A 13,643-nucleotide genomic window follows, 5' to 3' on the forward strand; every position below is an offset into this window, starting at 1 on the left:
CGCACCTGCTGCCCAGCGACGTCGACCAGCACGTCGCCGCGCTGCACCCCGGCGTTGGCAGCAGGGCCACCGGCCGTCACTGCCTGCACCAGGACCGGCCCTCCCGCGGACGCCTGCATCGCTGGAGGGATGCCCTGGACCTGCCTGCCGCGGGTGACGTGCGCGACCCGCCCGTTCTTGGCCAGCTCAGCGATCAGGGGCTGGGCCAGGGTGATCGGGATGGCGAATCCCAGGCCGGCGCTACCGGACTCGCCCGCCGGTGCGGCACCTGCCGTGTTGATCCCGATGAGCTGCGCCCTGCAGTCCACGAGCGCACCGCCGCTGTTGCCGGGGTTGATCGCTGCATCGGTCTGGATCGCTCCCAACAGGTGCGCTGCGCCGGTCTCGGTCGGGACTCGCACGTAGCGGCCAGTTGCACTGACGATCCCAGTGGTCACCGTCGAGGTCAGGCCGAGGGGCGAGCCGAGCGCCACCACCGGGGTCCCCACCCGAAGGTTCCCGGAGTCACCCACGGCGATCGGCGAGGCCGCCGAGTCCGGGGTGTCGGCCCTCACCACGGCGAGGTCGGTGACCTGGTCCATCCCGAGCACGACCCCGGCGCTGGAGTGCCCGTTGGCGTACTCGACGCGAAGAGACGTGGGGGCGGAACCGGAGGGACCGGGCGTTGTCCCCGCCCCACGCCCCGACGGCGGTACAACCACATGTGCATTCGTCACGATCACCGACTCGCTGGGCGAGAGCCGGTACACGACACCGGAGCCGGTTCCACCACCGGCGGCTCCCTGCACCGCGATCGTGACGACCGACGGCAGCGCATCCGCCGCGACGGTGTCCACGGCACAGGTCGTGGCGGAGGACGCCTGGACCCGAGTCGCCCAGCCCGTCCACCAGCCCACCAGGGCGACCAGGCCGCCACCCACGAGGCCCCCCAGGAGGGCGAACACGACCAGCCAGGAGACGGGACCCGTGCTCTTCGTCCACCACCGGGGGCCGGACTGCCGGGTTCGCTTCTCGGAAGTACTGGTCATCGCACGAGGACCTCTCGACGTTGCCCGGGTTTTCAGCGTATACCCGGGGTCAGGACGGGGTGCCGGTTCGCGCGGCCGCCGGGTACATGGAGGAGGTGATCCAGCCGAGTCGCTCCGCGCACCCCTTCCGGCACCGGTTCCTCTCGCAGACCGTCGCTTTTGTCACCGGCGCATCGACGACCGCGATGCCGATCGAGCTCGACCGCTTGGACATCACCCGGCCGATGGTCATCAGCACCCCCTCAGCGCACCTCATGGCGAGGCGCATGTTCGAGGGTGTCGAGGTGGATCTCTGGTGGGACGAGGTCTCCCAGCACGTGCCTGCCGACCTCGTCGAGAGCGCCACCGAGGCCGCCCGGCGGGCGATGGTCGACGGGCTCGTCACCATCGGCGGCGGCTCGGCCACCGGTCTCGGTAAGGCCCTGGCCAAGGAGCTCGACATCCCCCTCGCCGCGGTCCCGACCACCTACTCAGGTTCCGAGTCGACGAACATCTTCGGCATCACGAGGGACCGCGCCAAGCTCACTGCCGTCGACGACCGTGCCCTGCCCGACGTCGTCCTCTACGACGCGGAACTTGCCGCGACCATGCCTCGCGAGCTCGCTGTCGCCTCCGGGCTCAACGCCCTCGCGCACTCCGTCGAGGCGTTCTGGGCACCCGGCGCCGACCCCATCAACGACGCGCTCGCCCAGGAGTCGATCAGCCTCCTCGTCGCGGGCCTGCACGCGACTGCGGGTGACACGGCCGATCCACTCGGCTACGAGCGGTGCCTGCTCGGTGCGTACCTGTCCGGACTTGTCCTCGCCTCGGCCGGATCGGGCCTGCACCACACCATCTGCCACGTCCTGGGGGGCGCCTTCCGGATGCCGCACGCCATCACCCATGCCGCCGTTCTCCCCCACGTCGTCGCCTTCAACGCACCGGCCGGATCGTCGGCGGCCGACCGGCTGGGCGCCGCGTTCGGCGGTCATGACCCGACCGAGGTCCTGGCCGGCATCGCCGAGCCACTCGGCGGGTCGATCGCCCTCGCGGAGCACGGCCTGACGGAGGACGATGTCGAGCACGCCGTCGAGATGCTCCTGACGACCTCGCTCGAGGACAACCCCCGGCTGGTCTCCCGGGAGGACCTCGTCCGGATCATCGACGGCGCCCGAACTGGCGCCCAGCCGTAGCCATCGACCCCGGAAAACCACCGCGCTTCCGGTGGCAGGACCGCCCCAACCGGTATAGCGTGACGTGGGCGACACCGTCGCCTCGACGTCATCAAGGCGTTCCCAAGTTGTCCCCGAGTCGCTACACTCGGAGACAGCGAAGGGTTGGGCCCGCACGAACCGCGCCCAGCCCTTCTGCATGTGCTGGCTCGCACTGTCCCCCTGTCTGTGCGAGCCAGCTCAAGCGGAGAGGGACCCGGCCACACGGCCGGGTCCCTCTGCTTTGTCGTCCGTGCTCCGAAGGGCGGGCGGCTCACACGCCGCGGCCGTTGTCGTCCTCGTCGGCGGCCTCGTCGTCGAGCTCGTCCGCGGCCAGGCGGTCGGGGTCCATCTCCGCGTTGCCCGCGCCGGCGACGCCGATCCCGTCGACTCCGCCGCCGAGGGCCTCGGTCGGCTCGGTCACGCCGACCGACGCCGTGCCGGCCGCACCGTTGCCACCGATGAGCTCCGCGTCGTCGAGCTCACCGGTGTGGTCCTTGGCATCGGCCAGGCCGGCCACCTTCTCGGTGGCGCGGTCCTTGAGCGACGGCGTCGTGCTCGGGTCGGTCAGGGGGGTCGCCCACGGGTCCTCCTGCTGACCCTTCTGCCGGAAGGCCGCCACGGCTGCGAGAACCGCGGCGACGAGGCCGATCCCGATCAGCCACTTCGCCCTCGAGGAACGCTTGCGCTCCTTGGCGGTCGCCTCGCCCTTCAGGACCTTGATGGCGCCACGAGCCCTCTCGTTGCTCACATGGGCCGTCTCCAGGGCGTGCTCGACGTATGGCGCGGCACCCTCCTTCGCCTCGGAGAGGCCGGCCGCCGCCGTCGTGATCGCGGCGGACACCTTGGGCAGGACGGTCTCCAGGATTGCCGACTGCGCCGCCTCGACCTTGGGCCGGGCCCGGTCGACGGCATCGTGCATCGCCGGCGCGGCCATCTCCCTGGCCATCGCAAGCCGCTCCCTCGCCAGGTCGGACGCCTCGTGCAGCGTCGGACCCGGAGTCTCACGGAGGGTCGCTGCCACGTCGCGCAGCGATGCTGCCGCCTGGCGCGCGGTCTCACGGGTGTTCGCCGTGATGTCACCGGCGCTGGCCCGGGACGACGCGACAAGATCGGCCGCCTGCTCGGCCACGAGGCTCGCCCGGTCCGCGAGGACGGCAGCGGTCGCCTTCGCGCTGTCCCGGGCACTGCTCATTTGGTCCTGGATGGTGCTGCCGGCGTCGGCAACCCGGTCGGTCGTGCGGTCGGTACGGGTGTTGTGGAACATCAGTCCTCCTCAGTCCTCGGGTTCCTTACCCATCCTGCCGCTACCCGTCACTGCCCTCCTCTGCGGTGCCGGTCACTCCCGGATCGCCGTCCGACGTGGCGGGTCCCGTGCCCGTGCCAGGACCCGTCCCCGGCGCCGCCGCCCCGGTCACATCAGGGGTCGTGACGTCCGGCTCGGAGACCACGGGCGGCACCACAGGTCCGGGTGCGCTCGTGCGCGTCTCCGGTCCCGGCACGTCGTGGACGGGCCGGCCCTCGGCGACCTTGTCGACGCCGCGCGCCACCTGCTCCTTGGCCTTGGTGATCTTGTCCCCGTACTTCCCGCCGGTCCGCTCGTCGATCGCGTGCCCGGCCTTGTCGGCGAGCCCCTCGATCCGCTCTCGGTTCTCGTAGGCGAGCTCGCCGGCCTTCTCCTTCGCCTGCTGCGCCGCAACCTTGGCCTGCTCGGCCAGCTGGTTCGCCTTCGTCTGCAGGTCGAGCTCCTCGGCCTTCTGCTTCAGCTTGTCAAGGAATGACATGGTCGTCTGCCTCCTCGGCACCTCGGTGGACCCCGACGGTTCCGACCCTAGAACGTCCCGACCGTTCATGGCAGTTCCAAAGCCAATCCGTATGACGCTCACCCCCTCGGGAGGGAGGGTTGTCTCGGGATCGGGGCGGAACGGCATACCGGGGTCGTGAAAGGATTGGCGGCATGAAGGCAACGCTGCACACGAACCACGGTGACATCCACGTCGAGCTGTTCCCCAACCAGGCTCCGAAGACGGTCGCCAACTTCGTCGGTCTCGCCAAGGGCGAGAAGGAGTACAAGGACGAGGCCGGCCGCTCCAACCCGACGCCGTTCTACGACGGCCTGATCTTCCACCGCGTCATCCCGAACTTCATGATCCAGGGTGGCTGCCCGGTGGGTCAGGGCTTCGGTGGGCCGGGCTACACCTTCGATGACGAGATCAGCCCGGACAAGGACTTCACCAAGCCCTACGTCCTCGCCATGGCGAACGCCGGCAAGCGGATGGGCAAGGGGACGAACGGATCGCAGTTCTTCATCACGACCGCGCCCACGACCTGGCTGCAGGGCAAGCACACGATCTTCGGCGAGGTGACCGACGAGGAGTCCCGCAAGGTCGTCGACGAGATCGGCAGCGTCAAGACGGGCGCCAACGACAAGCCGGTCGAGGACGTCGTCATCAACTCTGTGACTATCGAGGACTGAAACACTTTGGCGGACAACGGAACTGGTGACGAGCCCCCGATCCAGTCGTGGGCGGGCCACCAGCCGGCCTCCCAGTCGGTGTGCCCACGGCACCCCGACCGGGAGGCGTACGTCCGTTGTCAGCGCTGCGGGCGCCCCGCCTGCCCGGAGTGCCAGCGCCCGGCGCCGGTCGGCATCCAGTGTGTCGACTGCGTCCGTGAGGCGGCCCGCACGTCCCGGCAGGGGCGGACGGTCCTCGGCGGGCGGTCGACGGACGGGCGTCCCGCCGTCACCTACACGCTGATCGGCATCTGTGTCATCGTCTTCCTCATCCAGTGGGTCTCGCCGCAGATCACGGACGAGTTCGCGTTCCGGCCACTTCAGGGCTGGGTCGAGCCGTGGCGGTTCGTCACCGCGATGTTCCTGCACTCGCCCCGCTCACTGGTGCACATCGGCTTCAACATGTACGCGCTCTACATCCTCGGGTCCTACCTGGAGCCGCTCCTCGGGCGCGCACGGTTCCTCGCTCTCTACCTCGTCAGCGGCATCGGCGGCCAGGTCGGGGTGCTCCTCCTCGCCGGCAGTCCGACCGTCAATGGCCTCGTGACCGGTCAGGACGGCGCCTGGGTCACGCCCGTCGTCGGGGCCTCCGGGGCGATCTTCGGGCTGTTCGGTGCGCTCATCGTGCTGAACCGCCACCTCAACCGGTCCGTGGCCGGGATCTACGGGATCGTCCTCATCAACGCGGCGATCGGCTTCATCGTGCCGGGCATCGCCTGGCAGGCCCACCTCGGCGGCTTCGTCACCGGCCTCGCCGGCGCCGGGCTCATTGTCCTGGCCCGCCGCCGCTCCCTGCCGGCCTTGGCGTGGACCGGCCTCGCGGCCCTGCTCGTGGTCGTCGCCGGGATCGCCTTCGCCAAGTACCTCAGCGTTCCCGACACGATCCGGGAACTGACCGCCTTCAGCGTCCGCTGACGCGGCGCACAGGCGCGTCGCCACGACGTAGCCGCATCGCCTCAAGGCGACGCAAAGCCGGCAACCCGACGCATCTGTCCCGCTCCAGCCCCTCCTACCCGTATCACACGCGTTGGTTCCTTGCTCCTAGATACCCTAGGGGGGTACAGTGTGAGGCAAGGGAGAGGACGACCCATGACCGACAGCGTGACCAACACCAGCCCGGACGAGGCACCTGACCAGGCGCCCGCGCCCCGGCACGAGCACAGCTACATCCACAACAAGACCAAGGACGACTACCTCAAGCGGCTTCGCCGGATCGAGGGCCAGGCCCGCGGCCTGCAGCGGATGGTCGAGGACGAGCAGTACTGCATCGACATCCTCACCCAGGTCTCCGCCATGACGAAGGCGCTCCAGGCCGTCGCCCTCGGCCTGCTCGACGAGCACATGCAGCACTGCGTCCTCGAGGCGGCGCGCAACGGCGGACCCGAGGCCGACCACAAGATCCAGGAGGCGTCCGAGGCGATCCGCCGTCTCGTCCGCTCCTGACCCCCGACCCACACCACAGGCCCGAACCCAACCCAGAGAGGCACACCATGAGCCAGACCGCCACCTACACCGTCACCGGCATGACCTGCGGCCACTGCGTCGCATCCGTCACCGAGGAGGTCCAGGAGATCCCGGGTGTCGAGAACGTCGACGTCGTCCTCGACACCGGCGCGGTGACCATCACCAGCGCCGACCCGGTCGACCCGGCCGCCGTGAAGGCCGCCGTCGAGGAGGCCGGCTACCAGCTCGCCTGACACCCCGCCCGGCAGCTGCGCCACCCGGCGCGGAAGCCGGCCCAGCGCCATACCGATCGAAGTGAGGCACCCATGAGTTCCGTGACCGAGCAGCTCGGTCAGCCCGTCACCACCGACATCGAGCTCGCCATCAGCGGTATGACGTGTGCCTCGTGCGCCAACCGCATCGAGCGCAAGCTCAACAAGGTCGACGGCGTCAGCGCGACCGTCAACTACGCGACCGAGAAGGCGAAGGTCACCTTCCCCGAGTCGCTGACGCCGGCCGACCTCGTGCGGGTCGTCGCGGAGGCCGGGTATGCCGCCGAGCTGCCCCTCACGCCGACGGCTGCTGCCGCTGGTGCAGGCTCAGAGGCGACGAGCGAGACCAGCGCGGCGGACCAGCGGGTGCGGTCCCTCCGGCAGCGGCTGCTCGTCTCGGCGGCGCTCAGCGTGCCGGTCATCGTCCTCGCCATGGTGCCGGCGCTCCAGTTCCGCTACTGGCAGTGGCTCTCGCTGACCCTGGCGGCTCCGGTCGTGGTGTGGGGCGCCCTGCCGTTCCACCGGGCGGCATGGGCCAACCTCAGGCACCGGACGACGACGATGGACACGCTCATCTCGATGGGCACCCTCGCCGCCTTCGGTTGGTCGCTCTATGCCCTCTTCCTCGGCACCGCCGGCATGCCCGGCATGACGCACCCGTTCGAGCTCACCATCGGCCGCTCCGACGGCACGGGCAACATCTATCTCGAGGTCGCCGCGGGCGTCACGACGTTCATCCTCGCCGGCCGCTACTTCGAGGCTCGCTCGAAGCGGCAGGCCGGTGCGGCCCTGCGCGCCCTGCTCGAGCTCGGCAGCAAGGACGTCGCCGTGCTCCGGGACGGCCCGACCGGACCGGTCGAGGCGCGCGTCCCGACCGACCAGCTCGTCGTCGGCGACCGGTTCATCGTGCGGCCCGGCGAGAAGGTCGCGACGGACGGCGTCGTCGAGGAGGGCACCTCGGCCCTCGACGTCTCGATGCTGACCGGCGAGTCCGTGCCCGTCGAGGTCGGCCCCGGCGACGGGGTGACCGGTGCGACGGTCAACGCCGGCGGGCGCCTCGTCGTCCGGGCCACCCGCGTCGGCGCCGACACCCAGCTCGCCCAGATGGCCCGCCTCGTCGAGGAGGCCCAGAACGGCAAGGCCCAGGTCCAGCGGCTCGCGGACCGGATCTCCGGGATCTTCGTCCCGATCGTCATCGCGCTGGCCGTGGGCACCCTCGGCTTCTGGCTCGTGACCGGAGCCGGCGCGACGGCTGCCTTCACGGCGGCCGTGGCGGTCCTCATCATCGCCTGCCCGTGCGCGCTCGGCCTCGCCACGCCGACCGCGCTCATGGTCGGCACCGGCCGCGGCGCCCAGCTGGGCATCCTCATCAAGGGCCCGGAGGTCCTCGAGTCGACGAAGCGGGTCGACACCGTCGTCCTCGACAAGACCGGCACCGTGACGACCGGCACGATGACCCTTGTCGATGTCGTCGCCGCCGAGGGCGAGGACCCAGACACCGTGCTCCGCATGGCGGGCGCTCTCGAGGACGCCTCGGAGCACCCGATCGCACGGGCCATCGCGGCCGGCGCCCGCAGCCATGTCGGGTCACTCCCGTCCGTGAGCGACTTCACGAGCGTCGAGGGACTCGGCGTCCAGGGCGTCGTCGCGGACGGTGACACCAGCCGGTCCGTCGTGGTCGGCCGGCCGAGCCTGCTCGCCGACTGGGCTCAGTCCTTGCCCGCCGACCTCGAGGAGGCCCTGCGCTCGGCCCAGGCAAAGGGCGGTACCGCCGTGGCAGTCGGCTGGGACGGTGCGGCGCGCGGCATCATCGTCGTCGCCGACGCGGTCAAGCCGACCTCGGCCGAGGCGATCCGGCAGCTGCGCGACCTCGGGCTCCGGCCGGTCCTGCTCACCGGCGACAACGAGGTCGTCGCGCGTGCCGTCGCCGCGCAGGTGGGGATCGAGGACGACTCGGTCATCGCCGACGTCCTGCCCGCCGACAAGGTCGACGTCGTCAAGGGCCTGCAGTCAGAGGGGAGCGTCGTCGCCATGGTCGGCGACGGGGTCACCGTCGCGGCCGCGCTCGCCCAGGCCGACCTCGGCCTGGCGATGGGCACGGGCACCGATGTCGCCATCGAGGCGAGCGACCTCACGCTCGTCCGCGGCGACCTGCGGAGCGCGGCTGACGCCATACGGCTCTCGCGGCGGACGCTCCGGACGATCAAGGGCAACCTCTTCTGGGCGTTCGCCTACAACGTCGCCGCGCTGCCCCTCGCGGCGGCCGGACTGCTCAACCCGATGCTCGCCGGGGCCGCTATGGCGTTCTCGTCGGTCTTCGTCGTGAGCAACAGCCTGCGGCTGCGCGGCTTCCAGCCCCTGACTCGGGGCTGAGGGCCGCCGGGGCGCGACAGCAGTGGCCCCTGAGACGGAGCGCGCACTCGACACCAGCGTCGGGTGAGCGCTCAGTCACTCTTGTCTCACACCGGCGCGGCACGCGGGGGTACGGTCGAAGGCGACCCACTTCCGCAAGCCCGAGCGGGTCGGCTCCCGCCCGGGAGAGGAGCCCGCGATGCCCGTCACCCGTCAGCTCATCATCAACGGCGAGCACGTTCCCGCCGCCTCCGGCCGAGTGGCCGACGACATCAGCCCGTGGTCCGGCGAGACCTATGCCCAGGTCGCCGCCGCGGGGGCCGAAGACGTGGCCCGGGCGGTCGACGCGGCGGAGGCGGCCTTCCCCCAGTGGGCGGCCATGGCGCCGAGCGACCGGGCCAAGATCTTCTCCAGGGCGGCCGACCTCACGGAGCAGCGCACCCCGGAGGCGATCGAGCTCATGGCCGGCGAGGTCGGCGGCGTCTCGTCCTGGGCGGGCTTCAACGCCCACCTCGCGGCGGGCATGTTCCGTGCCGCCGCCGCGGCGACCACCGCGACCCAGGGCCAGATCCTCGCCACCGACATGCCGGGCAAGCTCTCCTTCGGCGTCCGCCGGCCGTATGGCGTGTGCGCCGCGATCTCGCCGTGGAACGCGCCCCTCATCCTCGGCACGCGCGCCGTCGCCATACCGCTCGCGGTCGGCAACACGGTCGTGCTCAAGCCGAGCGAGGACGCCCCGATCGCCTGCGGCCTCTTCATCGCCGACATCCTGATGGAGGCCGGGCTGCCGGCGGGCGTCCTCAACGTCGTCACGAACGATCGGACCGACGGCCCGGGCGTGGTCGAGGCCCTCATCTCGGACGAGCGGGTCCACAACGTCAACTTCACCGGCTCGACGAAGGTGGGCCGCACCATCGGCACGCTGGCCGCGCAGCACCTCAAGCCCGCCGTGCTCGAGCTCGGCGGCAAGAACAGCCTCGTCGTCCTCGAGGACGCCGACCTCGAGTATGCCGTCAACGCCGCGACCTTCGGTGCCTTCATGAACGCGGGCCAGATCTGCATGTCGGTCGACCGCGTCGTGGTGGACCGACGGATCGCGGACGAGTTCAGCCAGGCCTTCGCCAAGAAGGTCGCCGACCTGCCCGCGGGTGACCCGGCGAAGCCCGAGACGGTCATCGGCCCCCAGGTCAACCAGGCCGCGGCCGACCGGCAGTGGTCGCAGATCCAGGACGCGATCGAGAAGGGAGCCCGGGTGCTCGCGGGCGGTGGCAAGCCCGACGGCCGGGTCGTGCCGGCGACCGTCCTCGCCGACATCACTCCCGACATGCGGATCCACGCGGAGGAGATCTTCGGCGCCGCGACGACGATCTACACCGCTGCCGACGCGGATGACGCCGTCACCATCGCGAACGACACCCAGTACGGGCTGACGGCGGGGGTCATCACGGAGAACCTCCGCGAGGGGCTCCAGGTCGCCCAGCGCCTGCGCACCGGGATCGTGCACGTCAACGACCAGCCCGTCAACGACGAGCCGATGGCGCCGTTCGGCGGCATCCAGAACTCCGGCTACGGCAAGTTCGGCGGCGAGGCCGGGATCCACTCGTTCACAGAGATCCGCTGGGTCACCGTCCAGCAGGAGGGCCACGCCCCATACCCGTTCTGAGCGTTCTCGACGCAGGTTTTCCACACTGGGGATAACGGCGGTTTGTCCACATTGGGGACAACTCCTGTGGACGTAGTTACACGCGTGTCATTCATCCCCAGACTGTGGACATCCCTGTGGAGAACTTCCGGCCGGTCGTGTAGAAGGTGGGGAGTGATCGGGAGGCGGTGTCGGATCCCGGCGGTCTCGTTCGTAGAAGGGGTGGGACACGTCCACGAGGGACGTGCCGACGCACAGGAGGAACAGTCGTGATGCAGTACCTGGTTTCCGTGATCGACGACAGGCCCAACTCCGGCACGGCGGACGAGATGGAGGCCATCGACGCGTTCAACGACCGGCTCCGCGCGGAGGGCCACTGGGTGTTCGCCGGCGGTCTCGGCGGGCCCGACATGTCCACGGTGATCGACGGGCGGGGCGCCGAGACGGCCTTCACGGATGGGCCCTTCGTGGAGACGAAGGAGTGGCTCTCCGGCTTCTGGATCATCGAGGCCGCTGACCTCGACGTGGCGCTCAAGCTGGCCGCCGCTGGCTCGAAGGCCTGCAACCGCCGGATGGAGGTGCGTCCGTTCCTGTGACGAGGGAGGACGTGGCCGCCGCGATCACCCGGGCCCACCACGTGGAGTGGGCCCGGGTCGTCGCGGCTCTGGCCCGTCAGTTCGGCGATCTCGACGTCGCCGAGGAGGCGGCGGCCGAAGCTTTCGCGACGGCGGTCGAGCGGTGGCCGGCCGATGGCGTCCCGCCCAACCCGGGCGGCTGGCTGCTCACGACCGCCCGCCGCAAGGCCATCGACCGGGTCCGGCGCGAGAACAAGCGCGACGACAAGCAGAGGCAGGCGCAGATGACGTATGACGTGCCGCCCGAGCCGCTCGGCGCCATCGACGACGAGCGGCTCCGGTTGATCTTCACCTGCTGTCACCCGGCGCTCGCGATGGAGGCCCGCGTCGCGTTGACCTTGCGCATGGTCGGCGGCCTGACCGTCTCCGAGATCGCCCGCGCCTATCTCGTGCAGGAGGCGACGATGGGGCGGCGGATCACCCGCGCGAAGGCCAAGATCAAGGCGGCTCGCATCCCCTACCGGGTGCCGTCCGCCGATGACCTGCCGGGACGGGTCGCCGGCGTGCTCACCGTGCTCTACCTCGTCTTCAACGAGGGCTACCTGGCGAGCAGCCATGAGAGCGACCCCGTCCGCCAGGAGCTGACCGGCGAGGCCATCCGCCTCACCCGGCTGCTTCGCGAGCTTCTCCCGCAGGACGGTGAGGTGACCGGGCTACTGGCCCTGATGCTCCTCATCGAGGCCCGTCGCGCTGCCCGCGTCTCCCGCGACGGCGAGCTGGTCACTCTCGAGGAGCAGGACCGAGGCGCCTGGGACGCGGCGCTGGTCGACGAGGGCCATCGGCTGGTGAGGGAGCGCCTCGCCACCCGTCAGCCCCCGGGCCGCTACCAGATCCTGGCCGCGATCAACGCCGTGCACACCTCGGCCCGCGACGTGCGCGACACCGACTGGTCACAGATCGCGGCACTCTACGGCCAGCTGGCCCGTCTCGACCCGTCGCCGATCGTCGCCCTGAACCGGGCGGTGGCCGTGGCCGAGCTCGACGGTGCTGACGTGGGGCTCGCGATCGTCGACCGTCTGCGGGACCAGCTGGCCGGCTACCACCCGTACTTCGCCGCCCGGGCCGACCTGCTGCGCCGGTTGGGTCGCAGCGAGGAGTCGCGGGCGGCATACGACCGCGCCATCGAGCTCACCGGCAACAGCGCGGAGCGGGCCTACCTGGCCCGCCGACGAGACCAGCTCGCATGAGACCTCTGCACACTGCTGGGTCTCGGGCGTGCTCGGCGCCCCGTCGTCAGCGCCAGCGCATCGTCATGATGAAGCCCGAGAGGAGCAGGACGAAGCCGACCCCGAGGTTCCAGGCACCCAGCGAACCCACGGGATAGCGGTACTCGGTCACGTAGTACACGACGATCCACAGCAGCCCGACGACGAGCAGCGTGATGAAGACGGGCGCCCACCACGTCGGATTGGGCTCGACGCTCTTGCTCGTCCGAGGCTGGGAATATGCCGCTGCCTTCTTGTCGCGGCCTTTGGACTCGGGCACTGCACGCTCCTTGGGTCAGAATGGTGCGACCAGCCTAGATCAGGACCGAGCGCACACAGTGGGGACGACCATGCCAGACGACACCGAGTCGGCGCCCGACATCGGGCGGCCCGAGTCGGCACCCGAGACGGCGCAGCCCCAGCAGGCGTTGGAGGCGGGCCAGCCGGCGTCGCGCCGACGGCTGCGCACCTGGACCCTCCTCGTTCCGCTCGTCACGGCAGCCGCGGGCCTGATGTTCACGATGAGCTTCCGCGCAGCCCAGGGCAGCGACCTGCGGGCCGACCGCGACCTGCCCCAGCTCATCCTCGACACCAACGAGCACGTCGAGGCGCAGGCCGCCCGGCTCGACGCCCTCCAGCACGAGGTGGATGCGCTGTCCAAGGCGCAGGCGCCGCGCGACGCGCGCCTGGGGGCCCTCACAGACAAGGCCGATGCCCTCGCGCGCCAGGTGGGCCGTACTCCCGTCTCCGGCCCGGCCGTCACGGTCACCCTGAACGACTCGAAGCTCAGCCTCGACACCCTCCCCGCACAGTTCACCGCCGACGACATCGTGGTGCACCAGCAGGACGTGCAGGCCGTCGTCAACGCGCTCTGGGCCGGCGGCGCCCAGGCGATGATGATCCAGGACCAGCGGGTCATCTCGACGAGCGCGGTCCGCTGCGTCGGCAACACCCTCATCCTGCAGGGCCGCGTCTACTCGCCGCCCTACGTCATCAAGGCGATCGGCGACACCGGCGCTCTGCAGCGCGCGCTCACGGCAGATCCGACCATCCAGCTCTACCAGGACTATGTCGCTGCCGTGGGCCTGGGCTGGGATGTCTCCGTCGACGGCAAGGCCAAGTTCCCCGCCTACTCGGGATCGGTGGACCAGAGCCATGCCCAGGTCATCCGCTGAGCGGGCTCGTCGACACCACGTCCGCTCCGACTAGCCTTCGCCCATGGGTCCGCGCATCCTCGTCGTCGACAACTACGACAGCTTCGTCTACACGATCGTCGGGTACCTGGCGCAACTCGGCGCCGACTGCGACGTGCGGCGCAACGACGCGGTCACCGTCGAGGACGCGGCGGGCTACGACGGCGT

15 protein-coding genes are annotated in these 13,643 nt (G+C 70.6%); 11 read left to right on the forward strand and 4 right to left on the reverse strand.

Annotated elements, in window-relative coordinates; genetic code table 11:
• Positions 1-1,028: S1C family serine protease (locus ACTHJJ_RS11050; RefSeq protein ID WP_440302994.1), on the reverse strand; the 1,028-nt coding region annotated here is incomplete at its 3' end.
• A gap of 95 nt (positions 1,029-1,123) precedes the next feature.
• Here ACTHJJ_RS11050 and ACTHJJ_RS11055 point away from each other — a divergent pair.
• Positions 1,124-2,200: a maleylacetate reductase gene (locus ACTHJJ_RS11055; protein ID WP_440302995.1), complete on the forward strand. Its 1,077-nt coding sequence runs from the start codon at positions 1,124-1,126 to the stop codon at positions 2,198-2,200.
• A gap of 292 nt (positions 2,201-2,492) precedes the next feature.
• Here the strand turns inward: ACTHJJ_RS11055 and ACTHJJ_RS11060 are convergent, their stop codons facing one another.
• Both ACTHJJ_RS11060 and ACTHJJ_RS11065 read right to left on the reverse strand, forming a co-directional pair.
• Positions 2,493-3,485: a hypothetical protein gene (locus ACTHJJ_RS11060; protein WP_440302996.1), complete on the reverse strand. Its 993-nt coding sequence runs from the start codon at positions 3,483-3,485 to the stop codon at positions 2,493-2,495.
• A 40-nt stretch (positions 3,486-3,525) separates the two neighbouring features.
• A complete protein-coding gene (locus ACTHJJ_RS11065) occupies positions 3,526-4,002 on the reverse strand; it encodes an antitoxin (protein WP_440302997.1) in 477 nt (158 codons plus the stop codon).
• Between the two features lie 173 nt (positions 4,003-4,175).
• Here ACTHJJ_RS11065 and ACTHJJ_RS11070 point away from each other — a divergent pair, with 173 nt between their 5' ends.
• The 8 genes from ACTHJJ_RS11070 (at position 4,176) to ACTHJJ_RS11105 (ending at position 12,264) form a co-directional block, all read left to right on the forward strand.
• Positions 4,176-4,694, forward strand: a complete 519-nt coding sequence (locus tag ACTHJJ_RS11070; protein WP_440302998.1) for a peptidylprolyl isomerase — start codon at positions 4,176-4,178, stop codon at positions 4,692-4,694.
• Positions 4,695-4,700: 6 nt separating this feature from the next.
• Entirely contained in the window at positions 4,701-5,648 is a 948-nt protein-coding gene (locus ACTHJJ_RS11075; protein WP_440302999.1) for a rhomboid family intramembrane serine protease, read from the forward strand.
• A 174-nt stretch (positions 5,649-5,822) separates the two neighbouring features.
• Entirely contained in the window at positions 5,823-6,176 is a 354-nt protein-coding gene (locus ACTHJJ_RS11080) for a metal-sensitive transcriptional regulator (RefSeq protein WP_440303000.1), read from the forward strand.
• Positions 6,177-6,223: 47 nt separating this feature from the next.
• The gene (locus ACTHJJ_RS11085) at positions 6,224-6,430 is read left to right on the forward strand and encodes a heavy-metal-associated domain-containing protein (RefSeq protein WP_440303001.1); all 207 of its coding nucleotides are present in this window, start codon (positions 6,224-6,226) and stop codon (positions 6,428-6,430) included.
• A gap of 72 nt (positions 6,431-6,502) precedes the next feature.
• On the forward strand, positions 6,503-8,821 hold the full coding sequence (locus ACTHJJ_RS11090; RefSeq protein ID WP_440303002.1) for a heavy metal translocating P-type ATPase: 2,319 nt from the start codon (positions 6,503-6,505) through the stop codon (positions 8,819-8,821).
• Between the two features lie 178 nt (positions 8,822-8,999).
• The gene (locus ACTHJJ_RS11095; protein ID WP_440303003.1) at positions 9,000-10,463 is read left to right on the forward strand and encodes an aldehyde dehydrogenase family protein; all 1,464 of its coding nucleotides are present in this window, start codon (positions 9,000-9,002) and stop codon (positions 10,461-10,463) included.
• 251 nt (positions 10,464-10,714) lie between these two features.
• Positions 10,715-11,038: a YciI family protein gene (locus tag ACTHJJ_RS11100; protein ID WP_440303004.1), complete on the forward strand. Its 324-nt coding sequence runs from the start codon at positions 10,715-10,717 to the stop codon at positions 11,036-11,038.
• Positions 11,035-12,264 (forward strand): RNA polymerase sigma factor, encoded by a 1,230-nt coding sequence (locus ACTHJJ_RS11105; RefSeq protein WP_440303005.1) that lies wholly within the window; start codon positions 11,035-11,037, stop codon positions 12,262-12,264. The genes ACTHJJ_RS11100 and ACTHJJ_RS11105 overlap by 4 nt, the downstream gene beginning before the upstream one ends.
• 46 nt (positions 12,265-12,310) lie before the next feature.
• Here the strand turns inward: ACTHJJ_RS11105 and ACTHJJ_RS11110 are convergent, their stop codons facing one another.
• A complete protein-coding gene (locus ACTHJJ_RS11110; RefSeq protein ID WP_440303006.1) occupies positions 12,311-12,562 on the reverse strand; it encodes a cell division protein CrgA in 252 nt (83 codons plus the stop codon).
• Between the two features lie 70 nt (positions 12,563-12,632).
• Here ACTHJJ_RS11110 and ACTHJJ_RS11115 point away from each other — a divergent pair, with 70 nt between their 5' ends.
• On the forward strand, positions 12,633-13,457 hold the full coding sequence (locus ACTHJJ_RS11115; protein ID WP_440303007.1) for a DUF881 domain-containing protein: 825 nt from the start codon (positions 12,633-12,635) through the stop codon (positions 13,455-13,457).
• A gap of 43 nt (positions 13,458-13,500) precedes the next feature.
• Positions 13,501-13,643: glutamine amidotransferase-related protein (locus tag ACTHJJ_RS11120; RefSeq protein ID WP_440303008.1), on the forward strand; the 143-nt coding region annotated here is incomplete at its 3' end.

It is taken from the genome of Intrasporangium sp. (assembly GCF_051961875.1).
Lineage (GTDB): Bacteria > Actinomycetota > Actinomycetes > Actinomycetales > Dermatophilaceae > Intrasporangium_A.